This window comes from Arthrobacter ramosus (genome assembly GCF_039535095.1).
In the GTDB taxonomy this organism is placed as follows: domain Bacteria; phylum Actinomycetota; class Actinomycetes; order Actinomycetales; family Micrococcaceae; genus Arthrobacter; species Arthrobacter ramosus.
In genome coordinates, this window is record NZ_BAAAWN010000001.1 from 1,198,747 (window position 1) to 1,213,713 (window position 14,967).

General features: G+C 64.1%; 14 protein-coding genes. 8 read left to right on the top strand and 6 right to left on the bottom strand.

The window, feature by feature from the left end; translation table 11 throughout:
• Positions 1–40: 40 nt before the first annotated feature.
• Entirely contained in the window at positions 41–586 is a 546-nt protein-coding gene (locus tag ABD742_RS05735; RefSeq protein ID WP_234748192.1) for a gluconokinase, read from the top strand.
• A complete protein-coding gene (locus tag ABD742_RS05740) occupies positions 583–1,956 on the top strand; it encodes a GntT/GntP/DsdX family permease (RefSeq protein WP_234748189.1) in 1,374 nt (457 codons plus the stop codon). Before ABD742_RS05735 ends, ABD742_RS05740 begins: the two co-directional genes overlap by 4 nt.
• An 89-nt stretch (positions 1,957–2,045) precedes the next feature.
• Here the strand turns inward: ABD742_RS05740 and ABD742_RS05745 are convergent, their stop codons facing one another.
• The 5 genes from ABD742_RS05745 to ABD742_RS05765 all read right to left on the bottom strand — a co-directional run bounded on the left by ABD742_RS05745 (position 2,046) and on the right by ABD742_RS05765 (position 6,066).
• Positions 2,046–2,807, bottom strand: coding sequence for a MerR family transcriptional regulator (locus ABD742_RS05745; protein ID WP_234748187.1), 762 nt, complete (start codon positions 2,805–2,807; stop codon positions 2,046–2,048).
• Positions 2,808–2,886: 79 nt separating this feature from the next.
• Positions 2,887–3,765 (bottom strand): anti-sigma factor, encoded by an 879-nt coding sequence (locus ABD742_RS05750; protein ID WP_234748185.1) that lies wholly within the window; start codon positions 3,763–3,765, stop codon positions 2,887–2,889.
• Between the two features lies 1 nt (position 3,766).
• Positions 3,767–4,363, bottom strand: coding sequence for an ECF RNA polymerase sigma factor SigK (sigK, locus tag ABD742_RS05755; RefSeq protein WP_268818750.1), 597 nt, complete (start codon positions 4,361–4,363; stop codon positions 3,767–3,769).
• A gap of 231 nt (positions 4,364–4,594) precedes the next feature.
• Positions 4,595–5,062, bottom strand: a complete 468-nt coding sequence (locus tag ABD742_RS05760) for a tRNA (cytidine(34)-2'-O)-methyltransferase (RefSeq protein WP_234748183.1) — start codon at positions 5,060–5,062, stop codon at positions 4,595–4,597.
• Between the two features lie 44 nt (positions 5,063–5,106).
• Entirely contained in the window at positions 5,107–6,066 is a 960-nt protein-coding gene (locus tag ABD742_RS05765; protein ID WP_234748181.1) for a J domain-containing protein, read from the bottom strand.
• A 270-nt stretch (positions 6,067–6,336) separates the two neighbouring features.
• Here ABD742_RS05765 and ABD742_RS05770 point away from each other — a divergent pair, with 270 nt between their 5' ends.
• From ABD742_RS05770 to ABD742_RS05780, 3 genes are all read left to right on the top strand, one after another.
• Positions 6,337–7,215 (top strand): diacylglycerol/lipid kinase family protein, encoded by an 879-nt coding sequence (locus tag ABD742_RS05770; protein WP_234748178.1) that lies wholly within the window; start codon positions 6,337–6,339, stop codon positions 7,213–7,215.
• Positions 7,216–7,266: 51 nt separating this feature from the next.
• Entirely contained in the window at positions 7,267–7,932 is a 666-nt protein-coding gene (locus ABD742_RS05775) for a helix-turn-helix transcriptional regulator (RefSeq protein WP_234748176.1), read from the top strand.
• A gap of 85 nt (positions 7,933–8,017) precedes the next feature.
• Positions 8,018–9,286 (top strand): cysteine desulfurase family protein, encoded by a 1,269-nt coding sequence (locus tag ABD742_RS05780; protein WP_234748174.1) that lies wholly within the window; start codon positions 8,018–8,020, stop codon positions 9,284–9,286.
• Here the strand turns inward: ABD742_RS05780 and ABD742_RS05785 are convergent.
• A complete protein-coding gene (locus ABD742_RS05785; protein ID WP_234748173.1) occupies positions 9,265–10,503 on the bottom strand; it encodes an NAD(P)/FAD-dependent oxidoreductase in 1,239 nt (412 codons plus the stop codon). The genes ABD742_RS05780 and ABD742_RS05785 overlap by 22 nt on opposite strands.
• A gap of 239 nt (positions 10,504–10,742) precedes the next feature.
• On the opposite strand from ABD742_RS05785, the gene mnmA reads away from it, so the two are divergent.
• The 3 genes from mnmA (at position 10,743) to ABD742_RS05800 (ending at position 14,966) form a co-directional block, all read left to right on the top strand.
• Positions 10,743–11,864 (top strand): tRNA 2-thiouridine(34) synthase MnmA, encoded by a 1,122-nt coding sequence (mnmA, locus tag ABD742_RS05790; protein WP_234748634.1) that lies wholly within the window; start codon positions 10,743–10,745, stop codon positions 11,862–11,864.
• Positions 11,865–12,135: 271 nt separating this feature from the next.
• Complete coding sequence (locus ABD742_RS05795) at positions 12,136–13,764, top strand: ABC transporter substrate-binding protein (RefSeq protein ID WP_234748171.1); 1,629 nt, start codon at positions 12,136–12,138, stop codon at positions 13,762–13,764.
• A gap of 113 nt (positions 13,765–13,877) precedes the next feature.
• Entirely contained in the window at positions 13,878–14,966 is a 1,089-nt protein-coding gene (locus ABD742_RS05800) for an ABC transporter permease (protein WP_234748169.1), read from the top strand.
• Position 14,967 lies beyond the last annotated feature (1 nt).

The window sequence follows — 14,967 nt, forward strand, 5'->3', positions numbered from 1 at the left end:
TCTCGTTTAAATCATATTTAATTGAGAGAGGCAGACTTTGATGGCGAAGACTGCACAACAGCCGGTATTGGTGATCATGGGTGTCTCCGGTTCCGGTAAATCGACAGTGGCTGGCGTATTGTCCGGCCGGCTGGGTTGGGACCTCGCCGAAGGCGACGACCTGCACCCGGAAGCGAACGTGGCAAAGATGCAGGCAGGGCACGCACTCAGCGATGAGGACCGTTGGCCCTGGCTGGAAATCATTGCCGATTGGATCAAGGAGCGTACCGCAGCAGGAAAGCCGGGCATCATCACGTGCTCGGCCTTGAAGAAGCGGTACAGGGATGTCCTGCGCGGCGAGGGCGTCGTATTCGTCTTCCTCCAAGGGAGCAAGGACAAGATTTCCGACCGGCTGGCTTCGCGTCACGGACACTTCATGCCTGCCTCGCTGCTGGAATCCCAGTTCGATGCACTCGAGGCGCCCACGGAGGACGAGAACCACATCTCGCTGTGCGTCTCCGCTTCTCCGGCTGAAGAAGCAGACGAAATCATCGAACGGCTCGGCCTTGAGGCACAGACCGCCCACGCGGTCGGTGGCGCAGCGTGAACTGGACCGGGCACGATACCCAACTTCTTGTGGTCGCGGCTATCGGCATTGCGCTGATCGTCCTGCTGATCGCCAAATTCAAAGTCCACCCCTTCCTTTCCCTGGTACTCGGATCGGCCTTCGTTGGCCTGGCCTCCGGAGTGGAACTGGCCAAGGTTGTCAGCAACTTCGAGGACGGCGTGGGAGGCGTCCTTAAAGAGGTCGGCATCCTGATTGCGCTCGGCGCCATGTTGGGCAAGCTCCTGGCGGATTCCGGCGGCGCAAACCGCGTGGTGGACACCTTGCTGGAGAAAGCCAGCGGCAACAAAGTGGTCTGGATGATCACCTTGGTTGCGGTTATCATCGGCCTCCCGATGTTCTTTGAGATCGGCCTCGTCCTGCTGCTTCCGGTGATCGTCCTGGTCACCCAGCGCTCGCAGATGAAGCTCATGCGCATTGCCATTCCGGCCCTCGCGGGTCTGTCCGTGTTGCACGGCCTGGTCCCGCCGCACCCCGGGCCGCTCATTGCCATCAGCGCTGTGAAGGCTGAACTGGGCACCACCCTGGCGTTGGGGCTCCTGGTCGCCGTCCCCACGGTCATCATTTGTGGACCGCTGTTTTCCCGTTTGGCCGCGCGCTGGGTTCCAGTTGACGCTCCTGCGGTGGCCGGCGGCGTCGACACCAAGCACGCCGTCGACCTCAGCGAAGTGAAGCGTCAGCCCAGCTTCCTCGTCACGTTGTTGACCATCATTTTCCCCGTGGTGCTCATGCTCCTGAAGGCCGTCGCGGACATTGTCTGGCCCGACGCGGCGCATGCCCCCATGATCCGCACGGTCCTGGACTTCGTGGGCCAGCCCCTCGTGGCGATGACCCTGGCGGTGCTTGCCGCCATGGTGACCTTTGGCTATGCCGTCGGCTTCACCGGAAGCAAGATCACCGCCAAGCTCGGCGACAGCCTCGGACCGATCGCCGCGATCCTGTTGATCGTGGGCGCAGGCGGCGGCTTCAAGCAGACCCTTATCGGTGCCGGCGTCGGTGACGCGGTCAAGAAATGGGCCGAGGGCGCCAATATGTCCGTGCTGGTCCTGGGCTTCATTGTGGCTGTGGCGCTTCGCCTGGCCACGGGCTCGGCGACAGTTGCCACCGTGACGGCTGCGGGCATCGTGGCTCCCTTGGCGAGCAGCCTGAGCCCGACGCACGCCGCACTCCTTGCTTTGGCCATCGGTGCCGGTTCGCTCTTCCTGTCCCACGTCAACGACGCCGGATTCTGGCTCGTGAAGGAACTGTTCGGCCTGACAGTCGGGCAGACGTTCAAGACGTGGTCGGTGATGGAGACGCTCATCTCGGTTGTCGGCTTCGGCTTTATCATGGTGCTCTCGCTGATCATCTAGCGGGGCTGCTTGGCAGTCAGTACGACGGCGGCCCGCCCCCTGTGTTTCCAGTGGGGACGGGCCGCCGTCGCGCTTTTCGGCAGGAAGCCCTAACTGAGCTTTTCTGCTGCGTAAACCTTGATGCCTTCGAGCAGGTAGGGCGCCAGGCCTACCCGGACCTTGTCGTAATTGGCGGTGAACCGGGGGTCGTCCACATACATCTGTCCCAGGCCTACATAGGATTCAGCGTTGGGCGTCCAACTCGCGCAGATCCACTTGTAATGCCGGCCGACGGCTGCCTGGACATCCGGGTGGTCTGCCGGAAGGGCCGCGTCGAAGCAGCGGGCGAGATCCTGGTTCAGGGCCGCGTACTCCTCCATGAAGGCCTGTTTTTGGGCGGTTGTCATCGCCGAGTGTCGTGCTTTGCTCTCTTCGACGGCCCGATCGCCCCAGCGCTCGCGCGCCTCGGCTTCGTAGGGGTTGTTGTCGAAATCCTTGAAGATGTTCTCCGCGGTCATGGTTTCTCCTTGACGTAGTGCTGCGATAGTGGCGTCGACCGTCCGGGACATCCGGTCCAGCCGGTCGCGCTCGGCCAGCAGCCAGTTCCTGTGCACGGCAAGTGCCTCCACAGGATCGGCCTGGCCATCCAGAACTTCGCCGATGGTCTCGAGCCCAAGGCCAAGTTCACGAAGCAGAAGGATCCGCTGCAGGCGCAGCAGCTCAGGCTGGCCGTAGTACCGGTAGCCGTTGTGTCCCGTGCGGGCAGGTTCCAATAGTCCGAGTTGGTCATAGTGGCGCAAGGTTCGCGAGGAAACCTTGCTGGCCTTGGCCAATTCGGAAATGGTCCAGGTATCTGCCTTGTCCTGCTTCATGTATCCAGCGTAGAAGTTGACGTTACGTCAAGGTCAAGCCCCGTGACCAAGAGCCCATGTCCGGGCAGCCTCCGTCGCTTTACGTGAGAGGCGCTGCAGCGACGGTCGGGAGTGTCGGCTTCTTGGAGCCGCCCACGGGTTCAACCGTGATGCCGATGGCCGCCGCGCTGGAAATGCCGGAGACAACCGCCGGATGGCTCAAGGCCTGGGCGTCCATGAGTCCCTGGGATACAGGGTCGGAGCCGTCCTTGGGAATGAGCCACATCTGATAGACCTTGCCGGCCGGGGGAGCGGGAACTCCGTTCATACGGACCACCACAGCGTTCTTCGAGCTGGAGATGGACACAGTGGCAGTGCCGCCGCCGTTGACGTTGACGGTTGCTTGCCGGACATCGCCGGCCTGCAGTACCTGATTCACGGGATCGTTCTGCCCGGCCACGTAGACGCCCACGCCAACACCGCCAAGCGCAATTACCGCGGCCGCCGCAGCGGCTGCCACCCAACCACGGACGCCGCCGAAGCGTCGGCGATCCCGCCGGTTCCGGGCCGCGGCGAGGTCAACGACGTCGGGGGTTACGTGCGTTGCGGGGCCGGACGACACTTCGGGAACGGAAGAAGGTGCGGACGCTGTGCCGGTTTGTGCAGTGCGCGGTTGTTGCGGGAGCTGCCGCAGAATGTCCTCCAACAGTCCCGGCCGGGGTTCGGCCTCGTCGGCGAAAGAGGTGGCGAGGGTTTCGCGTGACTGCCTGACCCGCTCAAGGAACGCCGAGCGTTCAGGCGCCGTGGCAATGTAGTTGTCGATTTCCGCTCGCTCGGCGTCGCTCAAGGCGTCGAGGGCATAGATCTCGGCAAGCTCCAGGACGCGGCCTTCGGCAAGATCAGTGGCTATATCGCTGGCGAACATCCTGCGGAGGCCTTCCTTCCCGGCATTCTGCTTGTTGTCATCGTGTTCGGTCATGTCAGCTCACCCCCAGGCAAGTCTTGAGTCGGAGAAGTCCATCGCGGATGCGGGATTTGATGGTCGGAATCGCTGCACCGAGTTGTTCGGCGACTTCCCGGTAGGTGAGCCCGCCATAGTAGGCGAGCCGCACGGATTCCAATTGCGTTTCCGTCAGGGTGCCGAGGCAACGGGTGACGGCCTCGGCCTCAAGCCGGCTGGTGGCTTCTTCTTCCACTGAATCGTGGTCAAGGAGTTGGCTTGCCGCGCCATACTTCGCTTCGCGGTCCGTGGCGGACTGGGCCGAGCGGACACGGTCGATCGCGCGCCGGTGGGTGATGGTCATGAGCCACGCGAGCGGGCTGCCTGCTTCGGGATTGAATTTGGCCGCGTTCTGCCAGACCTGGATGAAGACTTCCTGGGTGGTATCTTCGCTCAGGCCCGCATCCACCAAGACGCGCTTGGCCATGCCGAAGACCCTACGCGCGGTGAGCCGGTAAAACTCGCTGAAGGCGACCCGGTCGCCGTCGGCCATCAATCCCAGCAATTCCGCAAGCTGGGCATTGGAGCCAGCTATCAGGCCGGGTGCCTCGGGGCCTCGCACATTCGGTGTATCCATCACCGTCCAGCATAGGTTGTTGGTGACCCCGGCAGTACCGGAAGTGCTGCGGGTCTTGAGAGTAGTCACCTGCGCCCCTTCCGCGGCCGCCGCTTCACCGGCCCCTTGCTTCGCAGGCCAACTGCCTGCCCAGGCTGTTGATGCCTGCACAGGGTATTCGGCGCAGGGGGCGCTTTGGATGGGTGATCCGCGGAGATGACCTTGCGGATATCTGGCGGCTCTGCCTGCCCGCTACAGCTTCGCCCCGGCAAAACCGTGTTGGCGCCAGGCCTCGTACACCGCGATGGAGGCGGCATTGGCGAGGTTGAGCGAGCGGAGGGCTGGCAGCATGGGGAGCCGGACGCGGGCCGTGACGTGCGGGTCCTGTTTCAGCCAGTCCGGAAGTCCGACGGACTCGGGGCCGAACAGCAATACGTCGCCCTCCTCGTAGGCAATGTCCGTATAGGAGGATTCGCCGTCGGACGTGAAGGCGAAGACGCGCCCGGGCTGCAAAGCCGCCCATGCTGCCTCGATGTCCTTGTGCACCGTGACCACCGCGAGGTCGTGGTAGTCGAGTCCCGCGCGGCGCAGCTTCGCGTCGGAGAAGTCGAAGCCCAGCGGCTCCACGAGGTGGAGCTCAGCGCCGGTGATGGCGGCGAGCCGGATGGCGTTTCCCGTGTTGCCCGGGATTTCAGGGGTGTGGAAGAGGATGCGGAACACGTATCAATCCTAGCCAGCGAAAATACAGGGTTGTTCCTGCCGGCTCAGTGCATGCCGCGCAGCAGCCGGGCCAGGACCGGGACAACCACAGTGTTGGGCACCGGGCCTGAACTCAGGAACTGCTTGAGACCGCGGGCCAGCCCGGAGGCGTTGACGATTTGGACCGAACCGAAGTCTCCGTCCGTGCGCCGGTAGTGGTCGATGACAGGCTCGTGCGGGTTGCCGTCCGGGCTGTGGACTACTACCCAACCGGTCACATTCAGCTCCGGAAAGATCTCCTGCATGTGGCGAACGATCAGCTCGAGCTGCGGCGGCGGCACCGAACGACCGCCGTGCTTGAGCGCCACCCCGTCCCAGGCATAGGCGCCCTTGGGCAGCAGCATGGAACCGATGAGCGCCAGGCGGTAGCCGGCAAGCAGGGCGTGATCGATGTGGCTGTCGTCCGAGGGGGAGCGGAGCCCGTTGACGAGCCGCGCTGAGGGGATGGCAGTCAGGATCTGGCGGCTGATGAGCTGGACTGTCCGCATTTCGCGCTGAATGCGGGCTTCGGCGCCGAAGATTCCACGCTTCCGGGGAATCCCGTGGATCTGCAGCGCGGCTTCGCCCTTGGAGAGCAGGGGCACTTCGCGGGGATCATCGAAGGGCGGCACATAGACGGGGGCGTCGCCGGCCGTGTTGCGCGGGGCATTCGGCCGGTGGACCCCGGCGGTGGTGCGGGTTTCCGGTCCGGGAGCGCCGGACCCGCCGTAGTCCGGTCTTTGAGTCGCGAAGGGGTTCGCCCAGCCCGAGGCGCCGCTCGCATAGCGGCGGTCGTACTCCGCTCGTCGTTTGGGATCAATCAGGGTCTCGTACGCGAGCGTGACCTGTCGAAAGACCTCCGGATCCCCGCCATGGTCCGGGTGAGCGTTCCTCGCGGCCTTCCGGTAGGCCACTTTGATCTCCTTGTCCGTCGCGGTGACGGGGATCCGGAGGATCTGATAGTGGGAACTGCTGCCCTGAGCCAACCACGGGCCTTTCTCTGGGATTCTGAAGATTCCCGCCGTCCCGGTGCGGAGCGGCGATCTTGGCAAGTCTAGCCAGCCCACCATGAGAACGACGGCGGCCCGGGCTTTAGTTCCCCCCGGGCTTAGTTCCCCCCGGGCTTTAGTTCCCGCGGTCCAGCCCCTTCCGATGGCATGATTCAAGCTGTGAACTCCCCGGCCGGCTCCGATCATCCCCTTCACCTACCAGGGACCGGCCCTGATGGGCTGAGCGGGTCGCCTCGCCGAAGGATCGTGCTGGCGGTCAATCCGGCCGCAGCGTTTGGCCGGCACGCCGTTGCCGGGGACCAAGCCGCCCGCTGCCTTCGCGCCGCAGGTCTCGACGTCGTCGTACTTCGGCGCGAAAGCATGGACGCCCTGCGGGAAGCGGTAGACGAAGCGCTTCGGCCAGGCGCTGAAGCCTTGGTGGTGGTGGGTGGTGACGGCATGGTCCATTTGGGTGTCAACTCACTTGGCGGGACGGGGTTGCCGCTCGGGATTGTTCCCGTGGGTACGGGAAACGACGTAGCCCGGATGCTTGGACTGCCGTTGCAGGATGTCGCGGCGTCGTGCGCCCGCGTGGTCTCGGCGCTCGCGGACGGCGGGCGGGTACTCGACGCGGGCCGCATCACCACCGGCGGACGGACCATTTGGTTTGCCGGAGCCGTGTCCGCGGGATTCGACGCCGCCGTCAATGAACGGGCCAACTCCTGGAGGTGGCCCCGCGGTGCGCTCCGCTACACCCTCGCGATGCTCCGGGAGCTCGGATCGTTCCGGGCCATCAACTACACAGTGACTGCCGACGGCGCGACATCGAAGGAAGGCGCCATGCTGATTTCCGTCGCCAACGGCCAGTCGATCGGCGGCGGTATGCGTATCGTCCCGGATGCCGCGCCCGACGACGGGTTGCTGGATCTGTTTATCGTCAAGCCCCTGTCCCGGCTGGCCCTCCTTGCGGTCTTCCCGAAGGTCTTCTCCGGCCGGCATACCTCGCACCCGGCGGTGGAAATCCGCCGGGTCCGCTCGGTGCGCCTTGCCGCCGAAAACGTGGTGGCCTACGCCGACGGTGAGCGGATCGGCCTGCTTCCCTTGGACATCGACGTGGTTCCGGGCGCCCTGCGGGTATTGGCCTGAAGTCCCGAAGGATTAAGCAATGAGTGTTGATTTTAGAGTTAAGCTGGATCCATGACCGGACTTCCCTGGCTGCGTCGGCTCTCCGCTTTGGCCTCCCTCGACGACGGCAACCGCCGCCGCTTGTATGAGCACGTCTGCGGTGCAAAGGATGCGGTCAGCCGCGACGACGCCGCGATGGCCCTCGGGCTTCCCCGCAGCACGGCCTCCTTCCACCTGGACCGGCTGGTCCGTGACGGGCTCCTGAGTGTTGAGTTCCGCAAGCTCGGCGGCAAGGTGGGTCCGGGGTCCGGGCGCCCTGCGAAGCTCTATGCGCCCGTCATTGAAGAGATCGGCGCCTCGGTTCCGGAGCGACACTATGACCTCGCCGGGGAAGTGATGGCCACTGCAATCCAGGTCTTGATGGCGAAGGGTGGATCCCCCCGCGAAGCTCTCCTCGATACCGCCTACGCCCGGGGCCGCGAGGCAGGCAGCACGGAGCCCCGTTTCGAGGATGTCCTGGCGAACTATGGTTACAGGCCGGAAGCTGACGACGACGGCGGGTACTCCCTGGTCAATTGCCCGTTCCACCGGCTGGCCGAAAGCCACACGAAGGTCGTCTGTGCCATGAACGGCGCCTTCCTGAACGGAGCGGCAGCCGCGTGCGGAATTGCCGGGGACCGGATCGCCGATGACAACCGCGAAGGCCATTGCTGCGCCAGAATCCGTCCGACCTCGTGATCCGTCCCGCGGAATAGGAGAGCGGCCCGGGAAGGCGCCTTTCGTCGCCGAAGCCGGGATCCGCCCGCCTCGATAGACTTGGGTAGTGCCTGTTTATCTTGACCATGCCGCCACCACTCCCCTTTCCGCTGTCGCCCTCACCGCCATGACCCGCGAGCTGGCACGGACCGGCAATCCGTCATCGCTGCACGCTTCCGGACGGCGTGCCCGGCGATCCGTGGAAGAGGCGCGGGAGGCGATTGCGGCAGCGGCCGGGGCGCATCCTTCGGAGCTCATCTTCACGTCCGGGGGAACCGAAGCAGACAACCTTGCCGTCAAGGGGATGTACTGGGCCCGCCACGACGAAGACGGCCGGCGCAAGCGGATCCTTTGCTCCGCCGTCGAGCACCATGCTGTGCAGGACACCGTGGAATGGCTAGAACGGCACGAAGAGGCCGAAGCGGTGTGGCTCCCCGTCGATTCCCAGGGCGTGGTGCGGCTGGACGCTGTGCGGGTGGAGATCGAGCGTGATCCGGGATCGGTTGCCCTGGTCACTGTCATGTGGGCAAATAACGAGGTGGGCAGTATCCAGCCCGTCAAGGAGATCGCGGAAATCGCCGCCGTCCACGGCATCCCCGTGCACTCGGACGCAGTCCAGGCATTTGGTTCGATTCCGCTTAATTTCCGCGAATCGGGCCTAGCCGCGATGTCGGTCTCGAGCCACAAAATCGGCGGACCCGTGGGCGTGGGCGCCCTCTTCCTCGGGCGCTCCACCAAGGTCACTCCGGTCCAGCACGGGGGAGGGCAGGAGCGCGACGTCCGCTCGGGAACCCTGGACACGGCGTCCATCGCGGCATTCGCCGCCGCGGCGGAGTCGGTCGCTCAAAACCTGGCGGCAGAGCGCGGACGAATCAGCGCCTTACGGGACCGGATCATCGACGGCGTCAAGGTTGCCATTCCCGAGGCAGTGCTACGCGGAGCGTCCGGCGACGACCGGCTCCCCGGCAACGCGCATTTCACCTTCCCGGGCTGTGAAGGCGATTCCTTGCTGTTTCTCCTGGACCTCGCGGGCATCGAATCATCCACCGGATCCGCCTGTACAGCGGGAGTCCCCAGGCCCTCGCACGTCTTGCTTGCCATGGGGTTGGATGAGGACACCGCCCGCGGGGCACAGCGGTTCAGCCTGGGCCACTCTTCGAACGACGCCGACGTCGACGCCCTGCTCAAGGCTCTCCCCGACGCGTATGCCCGGGCGAAGCTTGCCGGCATGGCAGGGCACGAGTCCAGCATCCAGACCGCAGCGACTGTGGCCCGGGGCTCCGGCAGCGGCGCTGCCGGCGGCCATGCAGACGATCAGGTCCCGGGCAACAACTGATCCAGCGGAACGGCAGGATCAGTCAGGCGGTCCACGTCCACCTGGACGCGCCCCGAAATGAGTGCCTTGACCGGCTTCTGTACCCGTTGCTGGTTGACGCTCATGCCCGCCACTACGGCGCCATCCCGTAGCCAGAAGGCGAGGAAGCTGTTTTCCTCCAACGCTCCGCGGATGACCGGTACGGAACCTGCCGCGAGCGTGGGATATCCCCAGTACTCCATCGAGACGTCGAACTGGTCTGTATAGAAATACGGGACCACGTCCAGCATCGCATCCTGTCCCAGCATCGCTTTCGCGGCGACCTTGCCCCCGTTGAGGGCGTTGGACCAGTGTTCGCTGCGGTGGTGATCGCCGGTGAAGGGGTGGAGGGCGTTGGCAACGTCTCCGGCCGCGAACACGTCCGGACTGCTGGTCCGGAGCGAAGAATCCACCACGATTCCGTTGCGGATATCCAGCCCGGCGGCTTCGGCCAGGGCCGTATCCGGAACCACGCCGACGGCCACCACCACGAGGTCGGCAGGAAGGACTTCGGCGGAGTTGGTGACAACGGCACTCGCCTTGCCCCCTGCGCCGGTGATTTCCGCTGCGCTCGCCGGGAGCCGGAACTGCACGCCGTGCTTTTCGTGCAGGCTGCGGAAGAAGCCGCCCAGTTCGGGGCCGATGGCCATGCTGAGCGGCACATCTTCCAGTCCCAGCAGGGTCACGGTGTTGCCATAGCCGCTCGCGGCTGCGGCAAGCTCCATGCCGATCCAACCCGAGCCGATCATCACCACATTCCGGCCTCCGCCGGACAGCTCTTCCTTGAGCCTGCGCGAATCATCGAATGTCCGGAACGTCATGACGCCGGCAAGATCGGAACCGGGGAGCGGAATCCGGCGCGGCTGCGCCCCGGTGGCGATCAGGAGCTTGCTGAACTGAAGCTCGGTTCCTGATCCCAGCCGTACCGTGTGGGCGGCAGGATCGGCAGCTGCAACCGCCTCGCCAAGGAGGAGTTCGACGTCGTTCTCCCCGTACCAGCCGGCCGGCAGCACCGGGACGGTATCCTCGCCGGCTTTGCCCAGGAGGAACTCCTTGGAGAGGGGAGGTCGCAAGTAGGGCTGTTCATTCTCGGCGCAGACCACGGTGATACGGCCCTCGAATCCTTCGGAGCGCAGGGTCTTGGCCGCCGTGGCGCCGGCCAGCCCGCCGCCTGCGATAAGGATGTGTTCAGTGTCCATAGTGACTCGATTCGCGGGGCATGGGGCGGTTCGCGCGGGCAGCCCGCGTGCGCATTTACGCGCGCGCAGGCGCAATCTAAAACTGTTAGTTTTGACTTTAGAATCGTCCGGGACAGCGGTCAAGGCATTTTTGGGGCGGATTCCCGCGGGCGCTAGAATAGTTGGGCGCGCTTACTCTCTTCAGCCGCAATTCTTCTCCCCAACACCAACAGAAAGCCAGCATGCGAGTTCTTGCAGCCATGAGCGGCGGAGTCGACTCCGCCGTTGCCGCCGCCCGCGCCGTCGAGGCAGGGCACGACGTCGTTGGCGTCCACTTGGCGCTGTCCCGCATGCCCGGAACACTGCGCACGGGCAGCCGCGGCTGCTGCACCATCGAAGACTCCCGCGATGCCTGGCGCGCCTGCGACGTGCTCGGGATTCCCTACTATGTCTGGGACTTCTCGGAGCGCTTCAAGGAAGACGTTGTCCAGGACTTCATCGACGAGTACGCCGCGGGCCGCACTCCCAATCCCTGCATGCGCTGCAACGAGCGGATCAAGTTCGCCGCCTTGTTGGAGAAGGCCATCGCGCTCGGTTTCGACGCGGTCTGCACGGGCCACTACGCCAAGGTCGTCCAGGACGCGGACGGCAATCCCGAACTCCACCGCGCGGCCGATTGGGCCAAGGACCAAAGCTATGTGCTCGGCGTGCTGACCCACGAACAACTCAAGCACTCCATGTTCCCGTTGGCAGAGACTCCCTCCAAGGCCGAGGTCCGCGCAGAGGCCGAGCGCCGCGGCCTGTCCGTGGCGAACAAGCCGGACAGCCATGACATCTGCTTCATCCCGGACGGCGATACAGCCGGCTGGCTCGCCGAGAAGATCGACATGACCACGGGCGACATCGTGGACGAGACCGGAACCAAGGTAGGGGAGCATCCGGGAGCCAACGCCTTCACGGTAGGCCAGCGCCGCGGCCTCAAGCTGGGCACACCTGCCGCTGACGGCAAGCCGCGCTTCGTGCTGGAAATCCGGCCCAAGGAAAACAAGGTGGTCGTCGGGCCGGAAGCCCTGCTGGCCATCGACGAGATCCGCGGAATCAAGGTGTCCTGGGCCGGCCTGCCCATCGCCGAGGTGGCTACCGGCGCCGAGTTCGACTGCTATGCCCAGGTCCGCGCCCATGGCGATCCCGTTCCTGCCAAGGCATTTGTCGAGCGGCACGTCGACGACGCCGGGATCGAGCGAGAAGGCCTCGTGGTGACCCTTGTCGATCCCCTCCGTGGCGTCGCACCGGGGCAGACGATCGTGCTGTACCAAGGCACCCGTGTCCTGGGCCAGGCAACCATCGACGTCGCCCGGTCCCTTCAGCGCGCAGAACTCTAGACCCGGCTGCACGCCTCAGTGGCGAAGGCGCCCACAATATTGTGAGCGAAAATTGTGAGCGCTAACGCGATTTTCTTAGCGACGTTTTAAGCGGGCTGTGGTGGTCTTCCTAGTCGACTTCGCGCCAAAAGAAAGTAAATTTTGTGTCTCAACTCACAAAATCAAACGTTTCACCAGAAAACCTTCTGATTGAATCGTGGAGTCAGGAGTATGTGCTCCGAGCAAATTACCCACGGCGGTTCGCCGTATCCATCGAACAGAAAGTTCACTGATGGCATTGAACAAAAAAGCCTTGCGAAGCGCTATCGCGTTCGCGGGCATCTCCGTATTCGCTTTGACGGCCTGCACGGGCCCGGCGGGCGGCGGCGGTTCAGCTTCCTCAGCTGCCAGCGGTCCGATCGCTTACGGCACCACCGATAAGGTGACCGCGCTCGATCCCGCTGGTTCGTACGACAACGGTTCTTTCATGGTGATGAACCAGGTCTATTCCTTCCTCCTCAACTCGAAGCCAGGAAGCGCCGACCCCGTTCCGGACCTGGCAGCGTCGGCGTCGTTCACGTCGCCCACCGAGTACACCGTCAAGCTGAAGCCCGGACTCAAGTGGGCCAACGGCCACACACTGGACTCCACCGACGTCAAGTTTTCGTTCGACCGGCAGCTCAAGATCAACGACCCCGCCGGTCCTGCAAGCCTGCTCGAAAACCTGGACAGCGTCACCACCCCGGACGCCAATACGGCCGTTTTCAAGCTGAAGCTCGCGAACGACCAGACGTTCCCGCAGATCCTCAGCAGCCCGGCCGCGCCGATTGTGGACCACCAGGTCTTCCCCGCCGACAAACTGCTTTCGGATGACGACATCATCAAGGCCAAGGCGTTCTATGGCCAGTACACGATCGACAGCTACAAGAAGAACGAGCTCATCAGCCTCAAGGCCTACCCTGACTACCAGGGTGTCCTGGGCAAGCCGGCCAACGACGCCGCCACGATCAAGTACTACGCCGAGCCGACCAACATGAAGCTGGACATCCAGCAAGGCAACATCGACGTTGCGAACCGAAGCCTCAGCGCCACCGACGTCGACGACCTCAAGAAGGACTCGAAGGTCAAGGTCAACGTTGGTCCCGGCGGCGAGATCCGCTACATCACGTTCAACTTCAACACCATGCCGTTCGGCGCCAAGGCAGCCGGTGCCGACCCGGCCAAGGCTCTTGCCGTGCGCCAGGCGATCGCCAACCTCGTTGACCGCCAGGCAATCGCGGACCAGGTCTACAAGGGCACATACCTGCCGCTGTACTCCAACGTCCCCAGCGGGTTCCTGGGCGCCAACGAGTCGTTCAAGGATGCCTATGGCGACAACGGAAAGCCGAGCCTGGACAAAGCCAAGAAGGTTCTTTCCGATGCCGGTGTCAAGGACGTCGTCACGTTGAACCTCCAGTACAACCCGGACCACTACGGCAAGTCCTCGGGCGACGAGTACGCCATGATCAAGGACCAGCTTGAGAAGTCGGGCCTCTTCAAGGTGAACCTGCAGTCCACCGAATGGGTGACCTACAGCAAGGCCAGCCGTGCGGACGAGTACCCGCTGTTCCAGTTCGGTTGGTTCCCTGACTTCAGCGACCCCGACAACTACTTGACCCCGTTCTTCCCGAACGGTGGCTTCTTGAAGAACCACTTCAACGACCAGGCCGTGACGGACCTGATCAACAAGCAGCTGACCACCACGGACAAGTCGGCTCGCGAATCCACCATCAAGGACGCCCAGAACGCTCTGGCAAAGGACATTTCCACTTTGCCGCTGCTCCAGGGTGCCCAGGTTGCCATCTCGGCGAAGGGCGTGAACGGCGTCGACAAGACGCTTGACGCTTCCTTCAAGTTCCGATTGGGAACTATTTCAAAGTAAGCAGCCGGTAGGGGGAGGCGGTGCCAACAGGTGCTTTGCCTCCCCTTATTGCTGATTGCCTCACATTTGAGCAAAACCCCGCGCGATCCGCGGGCAATGAACTTTAGGTAGCAATGACAACACTTATAGAGGTGCCCGACGTCGAACCGGACGCGGTCGCTCCCAAGAGTAAATCAGCGGGCGGGGGGCTCGGCAGGTACATCGTGGTCAGGTTCTTCCTGATCATTCCCACGATCTTCATCCTCGTGACCCTGGTTTTCTTCCTCATGCGGGTCATCGGAGACCCCATCACCGCAGCGCAGGGCGGCCGGCTTCCCCCGGATGTCCTGGCGCAGCGAATCCACGACGCCGGTTACGACCGGCCGATCATCATCCAGTACTTCGAATACCTGGGCCAGTTGGTCACCGGTAACTTCGGCACCACCATCACGGACCGGCGCCCCGTCGTCGAAATGCTGTCGACCTTCGGCGCAGCCACCCTCGAGCTGACGATCAACGCGCTGGTCGTGGCGCTCGCGGTCGGCATCCCGCTGGGCATGATCGCCGCGCAACGGCGCGACAAGGCGACTGACGCCTTCCTGCGCTGCTTTGCCATACTCTGCTACGCCACTCCGGTCTTCTTCTCCGGACTCCTGCTCAAGCTGACGTTCTCGGTTTGGCTCGGATGGCTCCCGGTGGCCGGGCGAGTGTCCACCCGCACTGAGCTGACCATGGGCCAACTGGCCGCTCCCACCGGCATTTATTGGCTCGACGCCCTGCGCAGCGGCAATCTCACCGCTCTCGGCGACGTTGTGTCTCACGCGGTGCTGCCCGCTATTGCCCTGGGTCTCCTGACCGCCGGCGTCTTCCTGCGCCTCGTCAGGACCAACGTCATCGGAACGCTGGGCAAGGATTACGTCGAGGCCGGCCGTTCCCGCGGCGTCAGCGAGTTCCGACTCGTGACCAAGCACGCCTACAAGCCGGCGCTCATCCCCATCATCACCGTAATGGGCTTGCAGATCGCCCTGATGCTCGGCGGAGCCGTGCTCACCGAGACCACCTTCGAATGGAAGGGACTTGGCTACCAGCTGGTCCAGTACCTGAACGCCAGGGACTTCGTGGCGGTCCAGGGCATCGTGGTGCTGCTGGCCGTCATCGTCGCATTTACCAACTTCGTCGTGGACGTCGTCGCCGCGCTGATCGACCCGCGAGTGAGGTACTGAC

What these genes read in the sequence shown, in the direction of transcription:
- ABD742_RS05735 (WP_234748192.1), top strand. Translation starts at nt 41, where the DNA reads ATGGCGAAGACTGCACAACAGCCGGTATTGGTGATCATGGGTGTCTCC.
- ABD742_RS05745 (WP_234748187.1), bottom strand. Translation starts at nt 2,807, where the DNA reads ATGAAGCAGGACAAGGCAGATACCTGGACCATTTCCGAATTGGCCAAG.
- ABD742_RS05750 (WP_234748185.1), bottom strand. Translation starts at nt 3,765, where the DNA reads ATGACCGAACACGATGACAACAAGCAGAATGCCGGGAAGGAAGGCCTC.
- sigK (WP_268818750.1), bottom strand. Translation starts at nt 4,363, where the DNA reads ATGGATACACCGAATGTGCGAGGCCCCGAGGCACCCGGCCTGATAGCT.
- ABD742_RS05775 (WP_234748176.1), top strand. Translation starts at nt 7,267, where the DNA reads ATGACCGGACTTCCCTGGCTGCGTCGGCTCTCCGCTTTGGCCTCCCTC.
- ABD742_RS05785 (WP_234748173.1), bottom strand. Translation starts at nt 10,503, where the DNA reads ATGGACACTGAACACATCCTTATCGCAGGCGGCGGGCTGGCCGGCGCC.
- mnmA (WP_234748634.1), top strand. Translation starts at nt 10,743, where the DNA reads ATGAGCGGCGGAGTCGACTCCGCCGTTGCCGCCGCCCGCGCCGTCGAG.
- ABD742_RS05795 (WP_234748171.1), top strand. Translation starts at nt 12,136, where the DNA reads ATGGCATTGAACAAAAAAGCCTTGCGAAGCGCTATCGCGTTCGCGGGC.
- ABD742_RS05800 (WP_234748169.1), top strand. Translation starts at nt 13,878, where the DNA reads ATGACAACACTTATAGAGGTGCCCGACGTCGAACCGGACGCGGTCGCT.